Here is a 23359-nt window from a genome sequence, read left to right on the forward strand (position 1 = left end):
TAGTTCACTTTTTTACCGGTTCATAGCACGACACGCAATCTGCCAACTCCTGCTGCTCATCAACATTAAAATGGTTACTGGCATCATCCATGTACTTACGCATTTTCCTCATGTTTATGTTTGGCGCCCATTCCACAATTGAAATCATTATGGCCATCGGTTGTTCTAACTCCCCTTTCACCAACCTATCGCAACAGCGGTGAACATGTCTTTGCACGCGCTCGGCAACTATCTCAGCACCGACGGCATCGGTATCGGGCAGCAACAAAGCAAATTCACTGCTGCCGACACGGGCAATAAAATCCCGCGGTCGGTACACCCCTCGCCGTAATCCTTTGGTGACGCGCTTAAGTAGACATTCACAAGCCTGGTGACCACACGTCATGGCATACAAACGCAGCGGCTCAATATTGACCATCATCACGGTGAGATCGCTGTTATGACGACGGGCGGCCATAATTTCCCGATCCAGCATTAGCTCAAAGTGTTTATCATTTTGCAGTCCCGTAACCGGATCAATCAACGCTACGGATGCAAGTTCCTGCCGTAGCCGTTGCTCTTCAAATTCATGCCAGACTGAGGCTTGAAACCAATGATAAAGGCACTCTCGCACCACAATAATAATAATGAGTCGACTACCCATACTCAAAAATGTTATCGCATCATTGGTATAACCGAAATACATATCCGTCACTAATAACGAACAGAGGATCGGTACAACCGCGAGATACAGTGCAGGTCGGTAACTAAAAAACGCGATCACCGAGAGGAAAATAAACAGATCACTGTACACATAAACGGTAAAGAAATGAGATTGCTGGATCAGCAATGGAAAGAGCAGTGCCCATCCCCCGCCTAATAAACACGCCAATGCGACGGAGACACTTTGCCAGCGAACTTTAAATGGTATGGCCTGAACAAGAAGCCATAGCATAGAGGCAATAACGCCAAACACCGCCACAAATCCACTGAATGCAGATTTACTTGAACTGGTCGCAGTCGGCACCAACCAAAACAACTCCAATGCCACTAACGTTAATAACAATACTGACGTACCAATGATTAACTTCCAGCCTTGCTCCTGGCGTTGAAATTGTTGTTGTTCAAAATAACGTTGACCATCATTTCGTTGATCAATCTGTCGGATCATCCCTTGGCCCATTAATAATTACATTCCCTCATTACAAAGCGACTTAATGTTCAAAAACTTAACTACAACAACATCATGGTTAACCTAAGGACTGATCCAGCTCTGATCTTGGGTGTTAACAAATTGATCTACCTTGATCGCAGTGATACCTTAATCGAAATGAATTACAAAATGACTGCCATGGACGCTCAGTACACTATTGTTATTGCCGATGATCATCCACTGTTCCGTAATGCGCTGTTTCAATCAGTTCATATGGCCATCAGTGGCGCCAATCTGCTGGAAGCCGACGCGCTCGACACCCTGCTCAGCTTGCTAGAAAAAGAGCCCGAGGTCGATCTTCTGCTGCTTGATTTAAAAATGCCGGGATCGAATGGTATGTCAGGCCTCATCCAACTACGCAACCAGTACCCTGATTTACCTATTGTGGTTATTTCCGCCAGTGAAGAAGCGACTATTATCAGGCAAGTTCGCCGTCATGGTGCCTTCGGCTTTATCCCCAAATCCAGTGATATGCGAGCTTTGATCGGCGCACTCAATCAGGTGCTTGAAGGTGAACCGTTTTTCCCTGAGGGAATTGGGGAAGAAGAGGATGACGACGTAGACGAACTGGCGCAAAAGATTGCGACGTTAACCCCGCAACAATACAAAGTCTTATGCATGTTATCTGATGGTTTACTCAACAAGCAAATTGCCTATGAACTCAATGTGTCAGAGGCCACCATTAAAGCCCATATGACGGCAATCTTTCGAAAAATGGACGTTAAAAACCGTACCCAGGCCGTCATTTTGCTCCAGCAAATGAATTTAACCCAGTAGGTCATAAAACCAGTTGGTTACAAAAACATCAGGTATCAAATCATCTAGCTTGATACCTGCCATTTACTTTAAATAAACACGACTCTTTAACCTCCTCACATAAAAAGCCGCCATTAACAGCCAAAAATAACAATAAACCTCACAGCGCCCCGTCAAATCTAATGAATTGAGGTTTTGTAACAAATAAAGTTAGCGAATTTCGCAAAAACAAACCATGATAATGGTTGTTTTTTGCTAACATAACTAAGAAACACTCAATTCACATTAGAATAAACACCTAAACCTTTAACACTCCTAACATTAATTTAAGGAGGTTCCTTTGCTCAGCGCCCTTATTACCCAATTTGTCCTCATCTGGGCCGTGGTTGATCCCATCGGTTCAGTACCCGTTTACCTGTCGCAAACCAGCCATCTTAATGCCCGGCAACGTCGGCTGGTGGCTTTAAAAGCCATCGGTATTTCAACGGGTATCTTGCTGTTTTTTATTATCGCCGGCCAGGTACTGCTTGAAGCCATGCAAATTCCACTGCCTGCATTTCAGGCCGCGGGCGGGTTAGTACTCCTTCTCTTTGCCCTCACGATGATTTTTGGTGAAGGTAAAGTGGAACAAGAGTGTAAGTTAAGCAAACAAGAGGTTCAGCATTCTGAACTCGGTAGCCTGGCCGTTTATCCACTCGCCATTCCTTCTATTGCTTCGCCAGGCGCAATGATGGCGGTGGTCATGCTGACCGATAACAACCGCTACGCTATCGGCGATCAAATCATCACCACACTGGTGATGTTAAGCGTCTTACTGGTTACTCTCTTGTTGATGCTCGGGGCCAATAAAATTCAGAAGTACATTGGTCATGTCGGCGCTGCAATTATCAGCCGGGTAATGGGTTTGATCCTTGCTGCTGTAGCCGTGAATAACCTACTTCTCGGGATCAAAGATTTTTATTTAATGAGTTAGACCTTAGACTAACGTTACATTTCATTAACACCCTCAAAAATCAGCCAACTTCACAAAATCGCCTGTTTCCGGGCGATTTTCTCGTTTTCGGCTCGACTAAAGTTGCACTGTTTCCCTGTCAAATCGTTGCTATTGTCATTCGGTAACATTTCATTAACGCGCTTTATGGCGCGATTATTAACATGACGTGTAAGGAGATAACAATGGCGTTTGAATCCAAGGAGCAGGCTCAGGCCTACTGGAAAGAAAACCTCGCCACGATGGGCTCTTTGTTAGCCATCTGGTTCCTAGTGTCTTATGGTGCGGGCATTTTATTTGTCGACGCCCTCAACAGCTTCCAAATCGGTGGTTTTAAACTGGGTTTCTGGTTCTCACAACAGGGGGCCATTTACACCTTTGTGGTACTGATTTTTGTCTACGTGGTGCGTATGAACGCGCTTGATCGTAAGTTCAACGTACAAGAAGACTAAGAGGTTACTCATGGATATCCAAACCTGGACGTTTATTTTAGTTGGTATAACCTTTGCGGTTTATATCGGTATCGCCATCTGGGCCCGTGCTGGCTCAACCAGTGAATTCTATATCGCTGGCGGCGGTGTTCACCCTGTGGCAAATGGTATGGCAACTGCCGCTGACTGGATGTCAGCTGCCTCTTTCATCTCCATGGCCGGTATTATTTCGTTCGTCGGTTATGACGGCGGCGTATACCTGATGGGCTGGACCGGCGGTTATGTGCTGCTTGCTCTTTGCCTTGCTCCTTACCTGCGTAAGTTTGGTCAGTTTACGGTGCCTGATTTCATCGGTGAGCGTTATTACTCAAAAACTGCACGTATGGTAGCTGTCTTTTGCGCCATCTTCATTTCGTTTACCTACGTGGCAGGCCAGATGCGTGGCGTTGGCGTCGTATTCGCCCGCTTCCTCGAAGTTGATATCAATATGGGTATTATCATCGGTATGGGTATCGTGTTCTTCTATGCGGTACTTGGCGGTATGAAAGGCATCACCTACACCCAGGTTGCTCAATTCTGCGTACTGATTTTTGCTTTCCTGGTTCCGGCGATCTTTACCTCAATCATGATGACAGGTAATCCGGTTCCACAAATTGGTTTGGGCTCTACGCTGACAGGTTCTGAAACCTTTGTACTGGACAAGCTTGATGGCTTAACCACAGAGCTCGGCTTTACCGCCTACACCGACGGCTCGAAGAGCATGGTTGACGTCTTCTTCATCTGCGCCGCGCTGATGGTCGGTACAGCCGGTCTGCCACATGTCATTATTCGTTTCTTCACCGTACCTCGCGTTAAAGATGCACGTATCTCTGCGGGGTGGGCGCTACTGTTTATTTCACTGCTTTATACAACAGCACCGGCGGTTGCGGCCTTTGCCCGTGTAAACATGATTAACACAATCAATGGCCCGGATATGCAAGGTGTCGCGGCAGAAGAAGCGCCAGGTTGGGTAACTAACTGGGAAAAAACAGGCCTGGTTAAATGGGAAGATAAAAACGGTGACGGAAAAATGTTCTACTCGGGCGATGAGCGTAACGAGATGAACATCAACCGTGACATCATCGTACTGGCAAGTCCGGAGCTGGCTAACCTGCCTAACTGGGTGGTGGCACTACTGGCGGCGGGTGGCCTGGCTGCCGCACTGTCAACCGCAGCAGGTCTGCTACTGGTTATCTCTACCTCGATTTCCCATGACTTGCTGAAGAAAGGCTTCAAACCTGATATGACCGATAAACAAGAGCTGTTAGCTGCCCGAATCGCGGCCTCTGTTGCCATTGTCGGTGCCGGATATTTAGGTATTAATCCCCCGGGTTTTGTCGCGCAGGTTGTTGCTTTCGCCTTCGGTCTGGCAGCCGCATCTTTCTTCCCGGCAATCATTCTCGGTATCTTCTACAAGCAGATGAACAAAGAAGGCGCGATTGCAGGCATGCTGTCAGGTATCGCGTTTACCGCGTCTTACATCATTTACTTCAAGTTCATTAACCCGGCGGCAAGTACCCCTGACAACTGGTTCTTTGGGATCAGTCCGGAAGGGATCGGTACGCTAGGTATGTGTCTGAACTTTGTGGTATCGATTGTGGTGAACAAGGTTACCGCCGAAGTACCGACAGAAGTACAGGATATGGTTGAATCGATTCGTTATCCAAAAGGAGCCGGAGAAGCACAAGAGCATTAATAACAAATCTCTGACGTTGTGCTAGGGTGTGCCCCTTAATCAATACAAAAAACGGAGCGAAAGCTCCGTTTTTTATATTATTAACTGCGATTAGAAGATGCCTTTCTTTTTCACTTTCTGAATACTCGCAATTTGTTGCGATAAATCCATTTCAGGTTCTGGCTCTTCCATTTCAGGTAATGGCTGCCCATTTGATAAGGCTTTTATGAGTTTATTTTGCGCCTTCAATAACGCTTTTAATTCAGCGATTTCTCTGTGCTGACTATGCGTTTTCATTTCAGCAGACAGATTGCTTTGCAGTGTTGATAAATCACTTTCTGACATTGCGTTCTGCGATTTCGCAGCGACGTCTTTTGATTCAAGCAACTCGGTCTTTAATTGCTGGATTTCAGCCATTAGCGGACTGATATCATTTGCAACCTTTAACTCATCAACTAATGCATCGGTATCAATAATTGACGCTGAAGGCTCGGTCGCTTTTAATTCGACTAACTCAGCCTTTAACTGTTGAATTTCAGCCATCAACGGTTTCATATCAACCGCTGCCTTCAGCTCAGAAATCAATGCATGCGTATCAATCGCTGGCGAAGAAGATGCAGAAGATGGTAATGCTAAACCACAGTTTTCCAACTGCTGCTTTAGCGTTTCCATCTTAATATTGTCTTCAGATAATGATCCCGCAAGGCCATTACTAATTACCGGGCTAAGTAAGTAAAGGAACATACCTGACAGATAAATGTTCTTGTGCATGTGCAGACTGTAATGCAGGGCTACGCTTGCACTTGGATCTGACATCATATCTTTACGTTCTTTCGCCCAGTTTTGCATAACGCCGACCGCATAGCGGTCGGTGTTAGAATTGACAGGGTCAAGATAAATTGAGTAGTTAACTCGCTTTAACTGACTATTACTCATCTTCGACCTCAACTAAGGTTTCACGCTCAATGTGAACCTCTTCAACATCGGTGTTGTACAGGCATAGCTCACGAGCCAAAGCTGACTGGGCATCTTTAATCAGTACCACACGCTCGCCTAATGTTTCATAAGCCGCTTGAATCGCAGAATAAACCAACGGCGCACCACCACCAACCAGATAAACACGGTTAGGGTTTTTGGCAAATTTCTTCGCTTCATACGCCACGGCTGAGCCCAGTTCCTGGATCTTAATTTCGATCTTATCAAGAATGGTATTCATCTGTGATTCGTCGTTAACCACTTCTTTAACGAAATCTAAATCGTGACGGCGTTTAATTAATTCGTTTGCCACTAAGTAGCTAGAGTCGCTGTCTGCCGATGCCAGTGCTTTACGCGCCGCATCAGTGACCATTGAAACACCAATTTCGTTATTGCCGTAAATCGCTGAAACATCATCAAATTGGCCAACGACAATCCCCATGTCCAGGGTTGTACCGCCACAGTCAACTACCAGTGAACGTGAGAACTCATTACAATCTGAATTCATCAAGGTTGATAGCACAGCCGGCAGGCTCTCAGGCATCACTTCAACATCGGCAATTTCAAATAGCTCGCCTTTATTTAAGCTGATTTCACGCATCAAGTTCGCTCGTTTCTTGGCGATTTTCTCTTCATTGCGCTGGCAGTCTTCTGAATTATAAAACTCAGTAATCGGCAGTGTGACCACTAACGTAACCGGGCATGGTTTTAAGCCGGTTTGCATCAGTGCATGGTGCACAGCAAGCAGGTTCAGATCATCATATTGATAATCAACATGCGTTGTTTCTAATGCTTTATCTGATGTTGCATCGTAAGTGTATTTCGTTGTACCAATGGTGTAGTTATAAACTTTTTTATCGCGTCGCAACGCAGCACTTTTCCAATCTTTACGGAAAGAGTTTGGAGAAACGAGGGTTTTTAACTGGTTGTTTTCAATCCAGCTTACTTTTACATTTGTTGAACCATCGTCAACCGCAATTTTAAACGCCGATACCGTCATAACTTCACTCACAATAATAATTAGTAACGACCTTTTATGACGATATTCAAATGGTTTTATCGTCATAAAAAGTTAATTACTTTTTAACAAAATACAATGCAACAGGTTTTATTTGAAATAACAAAAACCCAATAAAAATAAGGAAGTACGAGTCTTCCTTAAAAAATCTATAATACTTTCAGCAACATCAACGGGAACATCTGATCATCCACATTCAATAACTTGCGAATAGCTTCAATTCCCAGCCCTAACTTGACGCCGTGGCTTCTTGACCTGTGGTAGGTCTGTACTGCCAGAATGAGGTCATTATCTTGCAGGGGACGCTGAGAAGCAATGGCAACCCACAAGCCCGACAGAAAAAAACTAATCACTAATTCACCATGACATCAAGGCGCGACGCCGGGCGATTAGACTCGGCATATTTTCGTGCTTCGCTAACAGCAGGGCCTTGTGCCTCTAATTGATCTTTACCAAACAGCAACGCCAGCTGATCATCGGCTTCCTTGGTCAAAACCATCATTTCAATACGACGGTTCTTACCGCTTTTCGGATCTTGTTTATTCACCGGCATACGCGCGGCCATCGCTGCCACTTGCAGGATATTCACCACCGGAAGACCGGAGTCGACTAACACCTGGCGGGCTTTCAGTGCCCGAGATCCCGATAAGTCCCAGTTACTGTAATCACGGCGATGAAAAGGGATACTGTCAGTATGGCCACTGATCACCATGCGGTTTTTTATTTGCCCCAGCACCGGTGCAAGATTAAACAGCATATCTTCAAAGAAAGGGGTGATTTCAATACCGCCGCGCTGAAACATAAAATGATCATCATCATCCTGGATCAGAATTCGCAGGCCTTGCGGTACAATTTCCAGCACGATGTTATTAGACGCAGACAGTTCTTTCACCATCTCTTTTAACCCTTTAGCCAGCAACGCCAGCTGTGCGGTTGAAAGGTGTTTACCTGCCAGCATCGAATTTAATTTAGGCCCTCGTCCAGCACTCGCATTGTCATCCCCCTTAGGAATTTGCTGCGCAACAGACGAATCCCGCTTTTCGTTACCATTTGCCGTGATATAAATTGGATTTTCAAATGGCGAGGCATTGCCGTCAAAATCAATGGGATATGGGCTATTGGTGATCTCGAAAATGTTATCGAAAACAGAGGCCGTTTGCAGACGGTTCTGAATTTCAATACGATCTTCTTGGGTGGTGATCCCCATTAACCACATCACCATAAAAAATGCCATCATCGCGATAGCAAAATCGGCAAAAGCGACCTTCCAGGCACCGCCATGATGATCGTCATGATGGCGTCGCGCCCTCTTTTTAACAATAATAACCGGATGATCTTTATTCATGATTTATTATTGCCCTGTCATCCAGTTTTCCATCGTCGCAAAAGAGGGTTTAACCTCAGTATGCAAGACTTTACGCCCAGCATCTAAAGCCAATAATGTTGGCTTACCTTGTGCCTGAGAAACCAAAATGGCAGATACCATATGCATCGCCATCATTTCTTTTTTCACTTGGTTTCCAATGCTCGCGGCAATCGGTTCAAAAACCGCATAACACATTAAAATACCGAAGAATGTACCAACCAAAGCGGCAGCTACTTTTACCCCGATTAAGGCCAAGTCACCACCGATACTCTGCATGGTCACAACGATACCTAATACCGCAGCAACAATACCAAAACCCGGCATCGCTTCTGCTACTTTGCCAAGCGCTTTCGATGGGCGCATTAAATCTTCTTCTAAGGTATGAAGCTCTAACTCTAAGACGGCTTCCAGATCATGGTGATTCATTTTACCCATTGCCATCATCCGTAAATTATCAGTAATAAAACTGATCAATACATTGGAACGTGTTGCTTCCGGGTATTTTTTGAAAATGTTACTATTTTGTGGGTTTTCAATATGATCATCGAGCTTTTTAATGCCGTCTTTACGAATGATTTCGAGCAGCTCAAACATCATTTCGAGTACTGATTTATAATAGTTTCCGCTATAGCCTTTACCAAACATCATTTTCAGACGAGTAAGTGTGTTTTTTAGTACATAGGGTGGGTTTGAGATCACCATTGCCCCAAAGCCAGCCCCAAGAATGATGATAAATTCAGCTGGCTGCCAAAGTGCTAATAATCGTCCAGAGGCATGAATGTAACCATAGACAATGCTTCCGAATACAATGACGAAACCAATAATAACTTGCATGTGACAACTCCGCTAAACTGACTCGCGCCAATCCGTTAACATACTATTTAAACTTTTCAGGGCTTTTTTATGGATCTGACTAACGCGCGCCTCGGTTAACTCAAAAACTAAGCCGATCTCTTTCAGGTTCATTTCATGCTCGTAATAAAAACTCAACATGACTTGTTCCCGTTTCGATAATCGGGCCAAGGCCTGAACCATCGCTTTTTTCAATGCCGCGCGCTCGTAGCTATTACATTGAAAACTCAAACCAAAGAATTGCTCACCATCTTCTTGTAAGGCTTCCATACTGGTAAGGCTTTCAGCTTGGGTATCTACGCGCCGTTGTTGAACGTCTCCCTGCTCAATATCCAATTCGGCTGCAAGTTCTTGATCATTTGGCATACGCCCAAGCTGGCGACCTAAAGCCCGTTCGGCATCTCGCAGTTCATGGCTCTTCTGACGTGCACGGCGCGAACGCCAATCCATACGACGCAACTCATCAAGAATCGCACCGCGGACCCGTTGCACAGCCAGACGCTCTAATGACTCATCATCTTCATCAGAATAACGACGAATAATATCGAGCAGTGCCATTAACCCGATTTGCTCCATGTCTTCTAACGACATCACCGTTGTGACTTGCGCTGTAAGATGGCGAACAACACGCTTAACTAAGCCTGCGTGTTTGTTCACTAACCGCTGTTCACGCGCCTTCTGTCCAAGCTGATGACTTTTTTGATAAGCATGAAGCCCTTGCGCGTCATAAGACATTGCTGCACTGTGCACATCCGCCTCCTTTACTGAATCACCATTTTGGTGATCAGCACTTGATTGATACCATTACTGCTCGCCATATCATTCATGACGCTACGCAGCTTATCGCGCAATGCGACTTGCAGCGGTTTCATCATCCCTGGTTGCGAGAAATCGTTATAATGTTGTTCGCTCAATAAAGTGATCACAGCATTACGAATTACCGGCAGGAAGTCTTGTAGCTTATCGAGCTCTTCCTGGCTGTAACTCATCACCGACATCTCCATCATCAAATAATGAAGACGATCGTCACCCGGTACGCTAACGACAAATTTGTCCAGAGCGAGGAATACCGGTTTTTTAACCATCGCAGCAACCGGTACGTTTGCAACATGCTCAACTCCAGTGATTTTTGCTTGTTGTTGGAAATACCACCAACCTCCAGCCCCTGCCAGAGCAATAAGCAATACGGCCGCAGCAATAATCAGTGGGATTTTTTTATTCTCTTGTTTAGCTTCATCAGCCATAGCAAAACCTTTAAATTTATTTAAATCATGGATTCATAACGGCCAACAGATGTCGTCATTGCTGTACGCTGTTGCGTTTCTTCATTGCCGGTTATGAACTGGTTGGTCATGATTTCAGGCTCATCATGTTGACCTGATTGCTGTTGCGATTGTTGGTACATACCACTTGATACAGAAACATCGGTTAACTGCATCTGGCTACCGTCAAAGTCAAACCGGAGGCGCTCGGCATTGGCAGCCAATGCTTCACGTAATTGCGGGTGCGCCGCGGTAAAATGAACCGAGACTTTGTCACCATCAAGGCGCAGGTTGACATCTAAACGACCCAGCTCTGGCGGATCTAACCGTACATGGGCATGTTGAATTTGATCGCTTTTGCTCAGCTGTAAACGAGAACGAAGTTGCTCAACAAGATCACGGCCCCATTCCGGCTTGGTAATATCAACACTCGCCTGAAGCTGTTGGGTCACACTGGAAGAAGCAGCAACCAGTTGTGACGGGCTCTGGCCGTTAAGCCCCTGGCTGGCATTACTATTAATGTTATTTGTCACGTTCATCGCCAATGACGATAATGTTGATGAGGTAGAGGTTGATGCAGACAGCAGCGTGTTTGCTAACTTATCCATCAATGCACTCTCATTGGTTGCCATCGGATGATCCGCAGACAAAACCGCCCCATCTCGCGACATCACAGCATTCTTAGACAGTATAAAAGAGCCATCGCCAGCTTTAGCCTGCGCAAAGGAACCATCACCAGCTTTAGCCTGCGCAAAAGAACCAGATTTCTGAGTCAGAAATTGCTGCACTCTTTCTAATAAATCCGCTTTATCTGTGCCTTTTACCGGTTCTTGTCCCGCTAACATTGCCAGTAATTGATCAGCTTGCTGGTCAAGTTCTTGCCCGGGTAATGGATTCATACCCGATAAAGATTGCGCCAGGGGCATCGCCGTTGTCGCCGAAGCTAAAGCAGGAGCCGTTGATGTCGCTAATTGCTGCGCCAGTTCCAGCGCTTCCGAACCCGCGGTTCCCGCCTCGCCATTGGCTAACTGACCATTCACTAACAAAGGCGCTTGTTGACTTGCCGCAGGGTTTGCTACTTGCGCCAATAACTGCTCTATCTGCAGTGCCAGCTCTTCAGCTGAAGGTAACGCTTGACCATCCGCTTCCGCGAGATCTTCCTGTTGCTCTGGCTGTTTATTTATCTTTTGCTCAAACTGAGCAAAGCTCATCGGCTCGGCATCCAGCTCATTGGGCTTAACGTCAGACGTTGCTGCCGATGAAGAAGCCGTATTTGAGCTGATGTTTTTTGTTGCTACATGTTGCGCTGGGCTATTGGCTGAAATTTGCATGTCACTCATTCATTAACTGTTTTGCAAGTACGCAAGTACGCCTTCTTTATTACATTCTTGCTGCTTGATCTGCTGCTGGGTTTGCGTTTTCTCACGCTCACCCTCGGCGATCATGGTGCTATAAAACTGATTCAACCGTTGTAGCTGCTGCTTATCCGCTACAGACAATGGCTGTTGTTTCATTTTCGGGATAGCACGCTGCAACTTGCTGTCTAGTGCTCCAAGGGTTTCCCAGTCTTGCTTCGCTAACGCTTTTTCAAAACTGTGATAAATCCCTTGAAGTTGCTGCTCAAGACTCATTACCGACCTGAACCCGGTTTGGCTTAAGTACCACCCAACCTTCAAGAATATCGGTAATTAAGCGGGTCACTTCATCAATACCTTCGAGTTCATCATTGATATTGGCTTCGAACAGACGGCGGCCGCAATAATCATATAAACGGAACAGTTCGACGGTGACATCGCCACCTTTTTCTTCATCTAATACCGAGCTAAGACCATTTAAAATGTCGAGGCATTTTGAAATAGTCATGCCTTTATCAGCAACCTGGCCGCGTTCCATAAAACCACGGGCACGGCTTAAATTATCCAGCAGGCCTTCCAGCAACATCTGGATCAGACGGTGCGGGCTGGCAGCCGCTGCTTGGGCATGGTTTTGCGAGTGTTGGTAGGCACCTAGGCCTTCTTGATTCATCATTTCTTGTGCTTCACTCTTGCTACATCAACATGCTGACCAGCATGCTCTGAGTCTGGTTCATTTGGGCGATTTGGCTGTCCATTCGCGCGTAATAAGCTCGTAATGACAGGACTTTTGCTTCCATTCGTGAATCCAATTTTTCACGATCTTCCGCAATCTGCTTATTGCTGTACTCCAGCAGATCAATGCGGCGATCGTAGGTACCACCATTTTTGTGGTAATCATCAAGGATCACCATCATCTCATCCATCATGCCGGTCTGAACACCGTCACCTATAAACAGCTTGGAGACCGCCTCGAAGTCATCTTCTAACGCCTTGTCCAGCTTCTTCTGGTCAATTTCCAGCGTACCCTGGCGGGTGGTGGTAATGCCCAACTGAGACAGGGTGTTATAGGTTGATGCGCTGTATTCATCACCAATCACGCCACGCAGACGGCTGACCATACTCCGTGTTGCGGAGTCGCCTGACAGCGCCGCTGCGCCGTCTTCACTCGACTTGGTATAGGTATTAACGGTTTCAATGATCTTGTTATAGTCATCAACAAACGACTTGATGGTGCTGTTGACCGACGCCTCATCGCGTTCGACCTTGACGTTAACGGTCTCTCCGGGTTTGTTGATGGCTTTTAAATTAAGGGTGATACCATCGATCACGTTTTCCATTTTATTCGATGCCGAAGTCAGCTCCATAGAGCCGAATTTCACCGTGGCATCCAGGGCACTCTGCAGCGATTTCTGACCATTTTCGGGCAAAGCAAGATCCAGGGCATTACCTTTGATATCTGCCGGCGCTATCGCCACCGTGATAGCCCCTATGGCATTCGCCACACCGGTATCTTTGCCGTTCAACACCATGCTGATACCATCGCCGGAGCGCACCAGGGTGGCTTTCACGCCATCATTGTCCGGATCGTTATTGATCGCTGCCTGTAACTCTTCGACGGTCACACCATCATTGGTCAGACGGTCGATCTTATCCTGGTAGCCTTGCTGCTGGCTGGTATAGCTATCCAGCCGGGTCTGATCAAAATCCGGATTGGCGGAATTGGTCAGCATATCGCTAATCGCCGCCGCATCTGCCACCACATCTAAGCCATGCTTATCAGCAATATCTTGGTAAACCTGATCTTGGTGAGCGGTTTTCTTGTCCCCCTCAGCAGTGATCAAATCGCCTTTCACGGTAGCAATATCTATGCTGACCGCACCAAAGCTGATGGTCCCCTGATTCAGAGTACTGCCTTCGCTCACCTTAAACAGCTGCTCGCGGTGGGCCTGCGCCAGCTGGGTGACTTCGAAGCTGTACTCCCCCGCCACGGCATTGCTGTCTACGGTTGCCGACAGTACATCTTCATTACTTAACACCGCCTTTAATTTTTCGAGTTCGCGGTTGGAGTTAAGATCTTCGACCTTGTCGCGGAAGCTGTTAATGGTGAACTGGATCTCTTTCAGCGCATCCATCTCGGCACTGTTCATGCCCTCTTGGCGATTGAGCTGATTATCTTTAGGGGCGCGTTCTGCCCCCACGATCGCACCGATCATACTTTCGTAATCAATACCTGAACCTAACCCTGTCATTAACATGATTTACTCTCCGCCAAGGGGTGTATTCGCCTATTTCCGCTTTACTTGCATGTACAGAAAAACAGTGCACAAACACATTGTTCCGACGACAATAAAGCAAAAAACGTACCACATTTAATTTATTGATTTTAAAGGAAGTGGTCGATTTATAAAGGCTGGATAAAAAGAAAGCGGAAGTAATACTTCCGCTCTGGTAGATATGGTAGATATGGTAAACCGTGGCTTACCACAGGCTGACTACGAAAATTAACGTAGTAGCTGAGAAACCATGCTTGGCATCTGGTTGGCTTGTGAAAGCACAGTGATACCCGCTTGCATCATGGTATTCTGCTTGGTCATGTTGGCAGATTCTGCTGCGATGTCGGCATCCATGATGCGGCCCTTAGCCACAGACATGTTTTCAGCGATGTTGCCCAGGTTGTTGATCGTTGACTGGAAACGGTTTTGCGTCGCACCCAGGTCAGCACGAATCGAACCTACATTTTCAATCATTGCATCAATTTCTTGAATTGCCGTTTCAGAGCTAGCAACCGTATCAACTTTGCCTAGCGAATCAGTCGCTAGTGATGCGCTGTCTACTTTTACGTTGATAACGTTTGGATCAGCGAAACCTGTAGAGGTTACGCCCGCCGTATCCATTGCTGTTTTCAGTGCAGCCATGCCGTTAATACCGGCACCGTCTACGTCTGCAACAATACCAGAACCATCAAGTTTAGCAGTAGAGCCTGTCGCGGCCGCGGCTAGAGCAACTAGGTCTGACTGCTCTTGTGTTAGAGTAACTGCAGCTAGATCATCGGCAATATTGAATGTTGTTACACCAAGCGCCTTGTTCATTGCCGCCGCTTCAGGTGCAGTTAGATTACCAGCAGCACCTAATTTAGCCGCACCAGTTGCAACGGCACCCGCTTCTGTATCATCAATGCCACCGAGCGCTGCCTTCACATCAGCGATAGCCTTAGTTGCATCCTCCTGCGTCATTGCAGCTGCATCTTTAGGATCAACATCTGCACCCACCTGGAAATCAACACCAGTAGACAGCTTGTCAAACAGCTTCTCGCCTTTACCGAACGTCGTTGTGTCTACGATACGATCCAGCTCTTTGCTCAGCGCCTGGAATTCTTTATTCAGTGCAGCACGGTCAGAATCTGAGTTAGAACCGTTTTTAGACTGCACAGCCAGATCTCGCTGACGCTGCAGGATGTTAGTGAACTCTTGCAGAGAGCCTTCAGCCGTTTGCGACATAGAGATACCATCGTTGGCATTACGCTGCGCTACTTTCAGACCGCTTACCTGAGAGTCCATACGGTTAGCAATCTGCAGACCCGCGGCATCATCTTTTGCACTGTTAATACGCAGGCCAGTAGACAGGCGTTCCAGAGAACCGTTCAGTGAGCCTTGAGTGCTCATAAGGTTGCGCTGTGCATTCATTGATGCAAAGTTAGTGTTGATGGACATCGCCATGATGAGTATTCCTCTAATTCGGTATAAAAATGTTATTTTTAATTAAACAAGCAACATCTCTATCGGGGCGATGTAGACATTGCTTCTCTGTCGTTACCTTTTTAATGCGACCCATCTTTTTAATTGCTTAAACACTTTTTCTGATTTTTTACACCATTCTGAATAACGGTGAGATTGCTCCCAACGTTCAGGCCGAGCGCTTATCTGTGAGTGGCTGACGACTATCCAATAACGTTTTTTATCCCAGATAGCAAAAAAGCGAGCCAAGGCTCGCTTTTTTATGTCACGACTGATGTCGTCGTGGACGTTACGTTGAAGTCAGGTTAATAACGGCTAGGGCTCTAGCAATGCAACCACATTATGGCGCGAGGCATTGGCCTGGGCGAGCAAGGTCGGCACCGCATTATCAAGCAGCTGCAAAGAGACATTATTCGGCGCTTCTAACCAGCTGGCTTCAATCACCCCTTCATCGTTCATCACCCCGGACTTCATCATATTGGTTGCCACCAACCGCTCTAAGTCCTGGCTAACCTGATGTTGTACTTTGCTGATATGCGCCAATGATTGCTGCACTTTTTGCATCATCCGTTCAATATCGGCCAACGCCTTACGGGTTGATTGCGGTTTGCCAAATTCCAAATCTTGCGGTTCTACCGCCGTTTTATCCCGTTGCTCAAGTTTGGCTTTTACTGGATTGCCTGCGGGTAAGATTTGTCCGCCACCAGACATCCAGACCCCTTGTTTCACTTCGGGCCATTGCGCCTTGGGGATACTGAAGGCCAGGTCGCCATATTTATCGACATCGACCTGAATACTACGGGGTGCCAGGGCTTTATTAAATTTATCGGCAATCTCGTGATTATTTTCATCGTTATCAATCCGGATGCGAACAGAGCTTGGGGTACCGGAGTCAAACTGAAACCGTAAAATTTCATCTTGCTTGCGCATAGTATTTAAGCGCATGCCTTTAAAAGAAAATTCTTCTTTGGACTGTTCGCCACTCAGACGCGGGGTCAGATCATGATGCAGTACCGGTTCGCCTTCGTATTTGGCTTCACGGGTCAGCTTGGTCAGTTTGTTTTTCAACTGATGAAGCGACTGCTGCAGCTGATCTTTTTTACCTTCTTGTGCATTCAGCGAACGGCGTGCTAACTGGCGCATTTGCCCCAGCATATCACTGGCATTTTGCAGGGCTTTCTGCGCACTTTGTGCTTGTGCAGCTTGTTGATGCGCCTGGCTGGTTTGCACCAATAAACTGCGGCGCTTACCGCTTGCCGCCGAGTGCTGTTGTTCTTGTTTGGATTTTTTTTCAACAACTTTCGCGACGGCAGCCACCGGCTGTTGCTTCGCAACGCGATCTGTTTGGGTACTGTCACTACTGCGCAGCGTACTATGGCTGGAGGTTATTTGATTAACCAAGGTGGCCTCATTTTTCAGTTAGCGGAGCCAGTTCTAGCTCATTCGGGTCGCCCCGATCACATCAATTTAAACAGGGATAAATTTTGGATTTTACTGTAGGTCATCTGCGTTGCCTGCAACGCGGCCATTTGAGAGTTCATTTCTAAAATAGCTTCACTGTAATCCAGATCTTTCACATCACCGATCAACTTACTGTTCACCAGCTTGTTATCTTCGTGAGAACCTTGCACCATGCTCAGGGCATTACGCTGACCGCCGACTTCCGTCAAAGCACGGTTGATTGAATTTAATGTGCCATCAAGATCACTTTGGGCAGCGGTCACGCTGGCCGTTAGGCTGGCACCTTCAATCGCCGGGTTACGTAAATCCGTGATGGCTTTATCAAGGGCGTTGAATATATCACTTCCACCACTAAAGAAAATATCTTCTGCGGTCTGGTTGGCCGGAATACTCATCGATTCGGCCACTTTTACCATACGCTGATCGCCATTGCCACCGTAAACATACTTACCGGTTGCCGGATCTTTGGCTATTGGCTGGGTATCTGTCATCGTACCCGCAAAAATGTAATCACCGTTGGGGTTTTTGCTGTTTGCAATATCGGCCAACTGATCAAGCAGCGATTCTAATTCTGTCGCGATGGCTTCACGCCCTTCCATGGTACTGTTACTGGCATTCGATACACTGGCGACCAACTCTTGGGCGCGTAATACCGCATTATTTGACCCATCAAGGTGCGATTCGGTCTTACCCAGTTGCGCTTCAAGGTTGGTAATATTTTTCTGGAACTGGCTGATATTGGCCTGTTCGCGATCCAGCATCATTAACTGCACTGAACCCAGCGGATCATCAGATGGTTTGAGCATCTTCTCGCCCGAACTCATCTGCATAAATGATTTGTTCACCCCGGTCGTTGAACTTTGCATGCTGGTTAGCATAACGGTATTAAGCTGGGCTGTACTTAAACGCATGTCTCTTTCCTTTTCTTTTAATACCGATTAACGAAACATCGACAGGGTGACATCAAACAGCTGTTGCGCGGTTGAAATGACTTGCGCATTGGCCTGATACATCTGGGTGTAGGTCATGATACTCGCGGCCTCTTCATCGAGGTTTACCCCGCTAATGCTGTCGCGATCACCTTGAGCTTGCCCCACTAATGCTTTTGATGCTTCGGTATCTGCTTCAACTTGCGCGGTTTTGATCGCCCAGTCACCGGTTAAACCGGTGTAACCGCTATAGATAGATTTACCATCTAATGCTGCGATAGCGGTTTGATATTTTTCAGCTTCTTGAGGCGTGAGTTTAGTCGGATCAATCGATACCGACTTATTTTTCAGATCAATCAGCTGTTGCAGATTTTCACTGTTGCCGGGCTCGCCTGCTTTTGAGGCAAAAGCGAGTTCATTGGGATCATTAACCAATAACGTTAAATTTTTAGCGGCACCTTCAATGCTATCAACCCCGCCAAATACGGCTTTACCCGGGTCACCATTAAGATCAAAACCCGCTTGATGCGATTCATTAAACTGAGTGGCAAAGCTGTATGCCATCACATCTAATTCATGCTGCAGCTCTTTGAGTTCACCATCACGATAGCTAATCAAGCCGCCAATGGTGCCCCCGGTATCCCCATCAAGCGCTAAGGTGCCATTACCTCGTTGCAATGATAGTGAACCATCATTGTTTTGTTTCAACTCGCTGGCACTACCACCACTGACTAACGGTTGCCCTTTATCAAGGGTGATACTAACTGTGCCGTCATCACTGTACATGGTATTGACATCCATCAGTGCCGATAGCTCGCGGATGGATTCATCTCGGGCATCGAGCAAGTCAGTCATGCTTTTACCACTGGCACCGGCATCACGAATACTTTCGTTCATGCTGGCAATGCCCGCAATTAAGGTATTGGCTTCAGATACCGAGGCATCTAACTGCCCGCCCACTTGCTTGCTTTGGCTATCAAGCTGCGAGTTCAGGTTATTGAAACGCTGCACCATAGATTGGCTTTGACTAACAATAGTCTGGCGAAATGCGACATCTTGAGGGGCGGCAGACGCTTCACTTAATGAGGCATAAAAACGGTCTAAGCCGGTATTAATATTGGTGCTGTCATTATTAAGCAGAATCTCAGTTTTCTGCATATATTGAGAGCTGATTGCGTTGAATCCCCATGAGCCTTTCTGTTTATAGATCTGCTGATTGAGATAATTATCGGCCATCCGCTCAACACTGCTGACACCGACACCGGCACCTTGGGAGCCAGTATCCATCTGAGCACCAAACCCGACACGCTGACGGCTGTAACCTGGCGTCATCGAGTTAGCAATGTTATGCGCTGTGACTGAAAGCCCCGCATTGGAGGCATTCATGCCTGATAAACCGATATTAATTAAGCTCATAGTTCTTCGTCATCAAAATGGTTATTAAGTTGCTGAGACAAGGGCGTACTATCGCGCCACCAATGTGGCTGTGATGCTTTACTGTAAGGGCGTTCGGTTTCATTGAATACCGGACTCACCGCACCCGACGGTAAATGGAGCCCGGAAGGCATCGCCTCACCCTGTACATTAACAGCGACCAGTTGTTGCTGCGGCTTAAATGCTTCATGCTGGCCAAGTTGTTTGACCAGCATATCGGCAATGCCTAAGCTCTGCCGGTGACTCATTTCAACCGCAATCTGGCTGTCGTGCATCGAACGATAGAACTTCTGCTGGCGGCTGTTAAACACCCCTTCTTCTTCATCTTGCATCGCATCCGATGCCTGACGCATGTGCTTCAATACCGTCTGTAAAAACACGGCTTCAAACTGCCCCGCCGCTTGTTCTAACGCTTCTTGCTTATCTGTATTGGCTTTGATGTTCTGAATACTGGTTAAGTCGTTATACAGCGCGGGGTTATTTTCATTATCAATAATTTTCATTACAACACCACCAGCTCACCGTCTAATGCTCCGGCTTCATCTAATGCGATCAGAATGGCCATGAGATCGTTGGGGGTGGCGCCAAGGCTGTTGACTGCATCTACAATGGTTTGCAGGGCAGTACCTTCATCGCTGTCAGGCCAGATAAACACTTTGCCGCGTTCCTGATCAATCGAGACATCAGATTCGGGGGTCACCGTTGTATTGCCACGACCAAAGGCATTGGGCTGACTGACATTGGATTTTTCCAATACACTCACTGTCAGATTACCGTGGCTGACTGCGGCAGTATGTACTTTGACATTCTTACCCACCACTATGGTGCCGGTTCGGGCATTAAATACCACCCGTGCCGGACGCGGGCCGGTTTCAATGTCTAAATTTTCAAGCATCGCCAAGAAAGTCACACGCTGACTCGGATCATGCGGGGCACGCACATTTATACGCGCATGGCTTTGCGCCAACGCGACATCGGGGCCAAAGAGTTTATTGATCTCTTTTTCGATGTTTCGAGCCGTGTTAAACCCTGGTTTCTTCAAATTAAGAACAACCATTGAAGCGGTTAAAAACGAGGATGAAATTTCACGCTCAATAATACCGCCATTGGGAATTAAGCCCGCGGTGGGAATATTAATGGTGATACCGCTACCACCACTGCCTTGCGCTACCACACCACCAACCACAAGGTTACCTTGGGCAACGGCATAGATCTGACCATCGGCCCCTTTTAACGGCGTCAGCAACAAGGTACCGCCACGCAGGCTTTTTGCATCACCAATCGATGACACCGTGATATCTAAAGACTGGCCTTTACTGGCAAGGGCTGGAAGGGTGGCATTAACCGCCACCGCTGCGACGTTCTTTAATTTCGGATCAACATTAGCCGGTAACTGAACACCAAACTGGCTCAGCATGTTTTTAACCGACTGTGAGGTAAATTTGGTCTGGCTTTTGTCACCCGTGCCACTTAAGCCCACAACCAAGCCATAACCGACAAGCTGGTTCTCACGGATCCCTTGAATATCAACCACACTTAACAATGGTTGCGCTTGAAGCGATAACGGACACAGAATAAGGAGTAAACCAATAAGGTGTTTTTTTATAACCATTAGATTGGGAACCAAGAGCTATTAAAGAATCGAGATAACCAGCCAGCTTCATTCGCATCAGCGAGTGCTCCCCGGCCAGAATAGGTAATTCGGGCATCACCCAAACGCTGGGAAGAAACACGGTTGGTGCCGTCGATATCATCGACCCGTACCAGACCTGACAGACGAATATATTCATCGCCCTGATTGAGCTTCAGCCACTTTTCACCACGAATTCGCAGCACACCATTAGGCAAAACTTCTACCACCATCACGGTGATACTGCCCGAGAGTGAGTTTTGCTGTGAGCTGGATGAAGACCCTTTAAAGTCACGCTCAGCGTCAAGGGAAAACTGCCCTTTCGGTTGTACTTTCCCGGCAATCATTGGAACGGCAATCTCGACATTACTGTCTTTACCGTAACTGGTACCTGCCTTTTTACTGGAGCGAGTCTGCTCAGCAAGCTCAACCGTTAAAATATCTCCGAGACGAAAGGCCCGGCGATCCTGGAACAGGGCCATACCATAGTTGGCACTGAACAGACTGCCATCAGGGTCAACGGTATATTCAGGGAACGCCATGTCGGGCACATTCTCTTTCGGCTGCACATCAACAAAGCTTGAGACTGGCGCACACCCCGTCAGAAACAGAGTACCCAGTAAAAAAATAACGCGTAACATGCCGCTATACTCACATTGATTGACTGACGAATTTCAGCATTTGATCGGCACTTGATACCACTTTGGCATTCATTTCATACGCACGTTGGGTGGTGATCATATTGACCATTTCTTCGACAACGTTAACGTTTGAACCTTCAAGGCTAAACTGACTGATTTGACCTAAACCGTCTTCGCCTCCCACACCTTCAATCGGTGCGCCAGATGCGCCGGTTTCTCTAAATAAGTTACCGCCCAGCGACTCTAAGCCCGCAGGGTTGGCAAAGTTCGCCAGGGTGATCTGACCGATTTCTTGCGGTTGCGGATCATCAGCCGTTGAGATTGAGACCATGCCATCGGTACCAACACTGAAGTTGGTCGCATTTTCCGGGATCTCGATATTTGGCATTAACGGTAAACCCGCAGCCGTCACCATCATGCCTTCTGAATTACGGTGGAACTGACCATTACGGGTATAACCGGTATTACCATCGGCCAGCTCAATCTGGAAAAAACCAGAACCCAGCACGGCTAAATCGGTTGGTTGTTCCGTATTTTGGTAAGCCCCCGTTTTCATTAACTTTTGAGTACCAATGGTGCGTACGCCGTTACCTAATTGCAGACCGCCTGGGTTTTCATTTTGCTGGTCGGTCATTGCACCCGGCTGTTTTTTCATTTGATAAAACAGATCTTCAAATACAGCGCGATCTTGTTTAAAGCCCACTGTATTGACGTTTGCCAGGTTATTTGAAATAACCTGCATTTGGGTATCTTGTGCCGCAAGACCAGTTTTACTGACCCAAAGAGCTGCGTGCATGTGTATTACTCCTGAAAAGTACTATTTTCTCTACGAACTGTTTTATCGACGAACTGTTTTATTAACGGAGGTAAATTAGCTACCGCGAACAATTCGGTTACCCGCGCTCGCTAAGTCTTCCGCGGTTTTCATCATTTTGATTTGAAACTCAAAATTTCGAGACAAAGACATGTTGTTAATCATCGATTCAACCGCATTGACGTTACTGGTTTCAATGTAACCCGAGGCAACGGTTACGTTCTCATCTGCTTCTGCCTGACCACCTTGTCCCGCAACACGGAATAAACCATCTTCGCTTTTACGCAAACCGGCCAAATCGGGCTTCACCAGCTTTAATTGCCCCACTTCCTGAACCAGGCTGCTACCTGACGGCACGATAGAAATGGTGCCATCAGCGCCGATATCTAACTGTTGATATTCAGGGATCACTATAGGGCCACCGGTGCCCAAAACAGGGCGGTCGCCCAACATCAATGTGCCTTCGGCATCTAAGTGAAAGTTACCTGCCCGGGTATAAGCTTCGTCATTGTCTCCGGCTTCAACCGCAAAAAAACCGTCACCGCGAATCGCTATATCAAACGGATTATCAGTATGCTGTAAGGCGCCATTTGAAAAGTCGGTTCCACCCGCTCGTGCTGCGACCAGAGTTCGGCTCTCAAAACCATTACCTTTTACTGCCACACTTTCAGCTTGTTCAATATCGGCACGGAAACCCGAAGTGTTCACGTTAGCGAGATTATTGGCATGCACCTGCTGCGCCATCATTACGCGGCTCGCACCTGACATGGCAGTAAATAACATCTTATCCATTTGCTATGCTCC

Annotated in this window: 25 protein-coding genes; 4 read left to right on the forward strand and 21 right to left on the reverse strand. The window is 46.9% G+C overall.

The features are described 5' to 3' along the window. Positions 1-4 precede the first annotated feature (4 nt). Complete coding sequence (locus L4D76_RS06075; RefSeq protein ID WP_428440025.1) at positions 5-1162, reverse strand: GGDEF domain-containing protein; 1158 nt, start codon at positions 1160-1162, stop codon at positions 5-7. A gap of 168 nt (positions 1163-1330) precedes the next feature. Here L4D76_RS06075 and L4D76_RS06080 point away from each other — a divergent pair, with 168 nt between their 5' ends. The 4 genes from L4D76_RS06080 (at position 1331) to L4D76_RS06095 (ending at position 5105) form a co-directional block, all read left to right on the forward strand. Continuing rightward, positions 1331-1969, forward strand: coding sequence for a response regulator transcription factor (locus L4D76_RS06080; protein ID WP_428440122.1), 639 nt, complete (start codon positions 1331-1333; stop codon positions 1967-1969). Positions 1970-2288: 319 nt separating this feature from the next. Next, positions 2289-2921, forward strand: a complete 633-nt coding sequence (locus tag L4D76_RS06085) for a MarC family protein (protein ID WP_428440026.1) — start codon at positions 2289-2291, stop codon at positions 2919-2921. Positions 2922-3124: 203 nt separating this feature from the next. Beyond that, positions 3125-3391, forward strand: coding sequence for a DUF4212 domain-containing protein (locus tag L4D76_RS06090; protein ID WP_428440027.1), 267 nt, complete (start codon positions 3125-3127; stop codon positions 3389-3391). A 10-nt stretch (positions 3392-3401) separates the two neighbouring features. Then, on the forward strand, positions 3402-5105 hold the full coding sequence (locus tag L4D76_RS06095) for a sodium:solute symporter family protein (protein WP_428440028.1): 1704 nt from the start codon (positions 3402-3404) through the stop codon (positions 5103-5105). A gap of 90 nt (positions 5106-5195) precedes the next feature. On the opposite strand, the gene L4D76_RS06100 is transcribed toward L4D76_RS06095, so the two are convergent. From L4D76_RS06100 to flgF, 20 genes are all read right to left on the reverse strand, one after another. Then, positions 5196-6020 carry a hypothetical protein gene (locus tag L4D76_RS06100; protein ID WP_428440029.1) on the reverse strand — a complete coding sequence of 275 codons (825 nt, stop codon included), beginning with the start codon at positions 6018-6020 and terminating at the stop codon, positions 5196-5198. After that, positions 6013-7125 carry a plasmid segregation protein ParM domain-containing protein gene (gene parM, locus L4D76_RS06105; protein WP_428440030.1) on the reverse strand — a complete coding sequence of 371 codons (1113 nt, stop codon included), beginning with the start codon at positions 7123-7125 and terminating at the stop codon, positions 6013-6015. The genes L4D76_RS06100 and parM overlap by 8 nt, the downstream gene beginning before the upstream one ends. 101 nt (positions 7126-7226) lie before the next feature. Continuing rightward, positions 7227-7430 (reverse strand): hypothetical protein, encoded by a 204-nt coding sequence (locus L4D76_RS06110; RefSeq protein WP_428440031.1) that lies wholly within the window; start codon positions 7428-7430, stop codon positions 7227-7229. Continuing rightward, a complete protein-coding gene (locus L4D76_RS06115) occupies positions 7430-8422 on the reverse strand; it encodes a flagellar motor protein MotB (RefSeq protein WP_428440032.1) in 993 nt (330 codons plus the stop codon). Before L4D76_RS06115 ends, L4D76_RS06110 begins: the two co-directional genes overlap by 1 nt. A gap of 6 nt (positions 8423-8428) precedes the next feature. Beyond that, positions 8429-9277 carry a flagellar motor stator protein MotA gene (motA, locus tag L4D76_RS06120; RefSeq protein WP_428440033.1) on the reverse strand — a complete coding sequence of 283 codons (849 nt, stop codon included), beginning with the start codon at positions 9275-9277 and terminating at the stop codon, positions 8429-8431. A 12-nt stretch (positions 9278-9289) separates the two neighbouring features. Continuing rightward, the gene (locus L4D76_RS06125) at positions 9290-10045 is read right to left on the reverse strand and encodes a FliA/WhiG family RNA polymerase sigma factor (RefSeq protein ID WP_428440034.1); all 756 of its coding nucleotides are present in this window, start codon (positions 10043-10045) and stop codon (positions 9290-9292) included. Between the two features lie 11 nt (positions 10046-10056). Continuing rightward, entirely contained in the window at positions 10057-10539 is a 483-nt protein-coding gene (locus L4D76_RS06130) for a flagellar basal body-associated FliL family protein (RefSeq protein WP_428440035.1), read from the reverse strand. 20 nt (positions 10540-10559) lie between these two features. Beyond that, positions 10560-11897: a flagellar hook-length control protein FliK gene (locus L4D76_RS06135; protein ID WP_428440036.1), complete on the reverse strand. Its 1338-nt coding sequence runs from the start codon at positions 11895-11897 to the stop codon at positions 10560-10562. A 3-nt stretch (positions 11898-11900) separates the two neighbouring features. Further along, on the reverse strand, positions 11901-12188 hold the full coding sequence (locus L4D76_RS06140; protein WP_428440037.1) for a hypothetical protein: 288 nt from the start codon (positions 12186-12188) through the stop codon (positions 11901-11903). Then, positions 12178-12585: a flagellar export chaperone FliS gene (fliS, locus tag L4D76_RS06145; protein WP_428440038.1), complete on the reverse strand. Its 408-nt coding sequence runs from the start codon at positions 12583-12585 to the stop codon at positions 12178-12180. Before fliS ends, L4D76_RS06140 begins: the two co-directional genes overlap by 11 nt. A gap of 19 nt (positions 12586-12604) precedes the next feature. Then, positions 12605-14167, reverse strand: a complete 1563-nt coding sequence (fliD, locus tag L4D76_RS06150; protein ID WP_428440039.1) for a flagellar filament capping protein FliD — start codon at positions 14165-14167, stop codon at positions 12605-12607. Positions 14168-14413: 246 nt separating this feature from the next. After that, a complete protein-coding gene (locus tag L4D76_RS06155) occupies positions 14414-15628 on the reverse strand; it encodes a flagellin N-terminal helical domain-containing protein (protein WP_428440040.1) in 1215 nt (404 codons plus the stop codon). Between the two features lie 333 nt (positions 15629-15961). Further along, on the reverse strand, positions 15962-17047 hold the full coding sequence (locus L4D76_RS06160) for a hypothetical protein (protein WP_428440041.1): 1086 nt from the start codon (positions 17045-17047) through the stop codon (positions 15962-15964). A gap of 56 nt (positions 17048-17103) precedes the next feature. Beyond that, positions 17104-18018: a flagellar hook-associated protein FlgL gene (gene flgL, locus L4D76_RS06165; RefSeq protein WP_428440042.1), complete on the reverse strand. Its 915-nt coding sequence runs from the start codon at positions 18016-18018 to the stop codon at positions 17104-17106. A 27-nt stretch (positions 18019-18045) separates the two neighbouring features. Then, positions 18046-19452, reverse strand: coding sequence for a flagellar hook-associated protein FlgK (gene flgK / locus L4D76_RS06170; protein ID WP_428440043.1), 1407 nt, complete (start codon positions 19450-19452; stop codon positions 18046-18048). Beyond that, positions 19449-19973, reverse strand: a complete 525-nt coding sequence (locus L4D76_RS06175) for a rod-binding protein (protein ID WP_428440044.1) — start codon at positions 19971-19973, stop codon at positions 19449-19451. Before L4D76_RS06175 ends, flgK begins: the two co-directional genes overlap by 4 nt. Then, complete coding sequence (locus tag L4D76_RS06180) at positions 19973-21082, reverse strand: flagellar basal body P-ring protein FlgI (protein WP_428440045.1); 1110 nt, start codon at positions 21080-21082, stop codon at positions 19973-19975. The genes L4D76_RS06175 and L4D76_RS06180 overlap by 1 nt, the downstream gene beginning before the upstream one ends. After that, on the reverse strand, positions 21082-21741 hold the full coding sequence (gene flgH, locus L4D76_RS06185; RefSeq protein ID WP_428440046.1) for a flagellar basal body L-ring protein FlgH: 660 nt from the start codon (positions 21739-21741) through the stop codon (positions 21082-21084). Before flgH ends, L4D76_RS06180 begins: the two co-directional genes overlap by 1 nt. A gap of 10 nt (positions 21742-21751) precedes the next feature. Continuing rightward, complete coding sequence (gene flgG, locus L4D76_RS06190; RefSeq protein ID WP_428440047.1) at positions 21752-22537, reverse strand: flagellar basal-body rod protein FlgG; 786 nt, start codon at positions 22535-22537, stop codon at positions 21752-21754. A 75-nt stretch (positions 22538-22612) separates the two neighbouring features. Next, a complete protein-coding gene (gene flgF / locus L4D76_RS06195; RefSeq protein ID WP_428440048.1) occupies positions 22613-23347 on the reverse strand; it encodes a flagellar basal-body rod protein FlgF in 735 nt (244 codons plus the stop codon). Positions 23348-23359 lie beyond the last annotated feature (12 nt).

The sequence above is a fragment of the Photobacterium sagamiensis genome (assembly GCF_050337085.1).
In the GTDB taxonomy this organism is placed as follows: Bacteria; Pseudomonadota; Gammaproteobacteria; order Enterobacterales; family Vibrionaceae; genus Photobacterium; species Photobacterium sagamiensis.

What these genes read in the sequence shown, in the direction of transcription:
- L4D76_RS06075 (WP_428440025.1), bottom strand. Translation starts at nt 1,162, where the DNA reads ATGGGCCAAGGGATGATCCGACAGATTGATCAACGAAATGATGGTCAA.
- L4D76_RS06080 (WP_428440122.1), top strand. Translation starts at nt 1,331, where the DNA reads ATGGACGCTCAGTACACTATTGTTATTGCCGATGATCATCCACTGTTC.
- L4D76_RS06090 (WP_428440027.1), top strand. Translation starts at nt 3,125, where the DNA reads ATGGCGTTTGAATCCAAGGAGCAGGCTCAGGCCTACTGGAAAGAAAAC.
- L4D76_RS06095 (WP_428440028.1), top strand. Translation starts at nt 3,402, where the DNA reads ATGGATATCCAAACCTGGACGTTTATTTTAGTTGGTATAACCTTTGCG.
- L4D76_RS06100 (WP_428440029.1), bottom strand. Translation starts at nt 6,020, where the DNA reads ATGAGTAATAGTCAGTTAAAGCGAGTTAACTACTCAATTTATCTTGAC.
- parM (WP_428440030.1), bottom strand. Translation starts at nt 7,125, where the DNA reads ATGACGATAAAACCATTTGAATATCGTCATAAAAGGTCGTTACTAATT.
- L4D76_RS06115 (WP_428440032.1), bottom strand. Translation starts at nt 8,422, where the DNA reads ATGAATAAAGATCATCCGGTTATTATTGTTAAAAAGAGGGCGCGACGC.
- motA (WP_428440033.1), bottom strand. Translation starts at nt 9,277, where the DNA reads ATGCAAGTTATTATTGGTTTCGTCATTGTATTCGGAAGCATTGTCTAT.
- L4D76_RS06130 (WP_428440035.1), bottom strand. Translation starts at nt 10,539, where the DNA reads ATGGCTGATGAAGCTAAACAAGAGAATAAAAAAATCCCACTGATTATT.
- L4D76_RS06135 (WP_428440036.1), bottom strand. Translation starts at nt 11,897, where the DNA reads ATGAGTGACATGCAAATTTCAGCCAATAGCCCAGCGCAACATGTAGCA.
- L4D76_RS06140 (WP_428440037.1), bottom strand. Translation starts at nt 12,188, where the DNA reads ATGAGTCTTGAGCAGCAACTTCAAGGGATTTATCACAGTTTTGAAAAA.
- fliS (WP_428440038.1), bottom strand. Translation starts at nt 12,585, where the DNA reads ATGATGAATCAAGAAGGCCTAGGTGCCTACCAACACTCGCAAAACCAT.
- fliD (WP_428440039.1), bottom strand. Translation starts at nt 14,167, where the DNA reads ATGTTAATGACAGGGTTAGGTTCAGGTATTGATTACGAAAGTATGATC.
- L4D76_RS06155 (WP_428440040.1), bottom strand. Translation starts at nt 15,628, where the DNA reads ATGGCGATGTCCATCAACACTAACTTTGCATCAATGAATGCACAGCGC.
- flgL (WP_428440042.1), bottom strand. Translation starts at nt 18,018, where the DNA reads ATGCGTTTAAGTACAGCCCAGCTTAATACCGTTATGCTAACCAGCATG.
- flgK (WP_428440043.1), bottom strand. Translation starts at nt 19,452, where the DNA reads ATGAGCTTAATTAATATCGGTTTATCAGGCATGAATGCCTCCAATGCG.
- L4D76_RS06175 (WP_428440044.1), bottom strand. Translation starts at nt 19,973, where the DNA reads ATGAAAATTATTGATAATGAAAATAACCCCGCGCTGTATAACGACTTA.
- L4D76_RS06180 (WP_428440045.1), bottom strand. Translation starts at nt 21,082, where the DNA reads ATGGTTATAAAAAAACACCTTATTGGTTTACTCCTTATTCTGTGTCCG.
- flgH (WP_428440046.1), bottom strand. Translation starts at nt 21,741, where the DNA reads ATGTTACGCGTTATTTTTTTACTGGGTACTCTGTTTCTGACGGGGTGT.
- flgG (WP_428440047.1), bottom strand. Translation starts at nt 22,537, where the DNA reads ATGCACGCAGCTCTTTGGGTCAGTAAAACTGGTCTTGCGGCACAAGAT.
- flgF (WP_428440048.1), bottom strand. Translation starts at nt 23,347, where the DNA reads ATGGATAAGATGTTATTTACTGCCATGTCAGGTGCGAGCCGCGTAATG.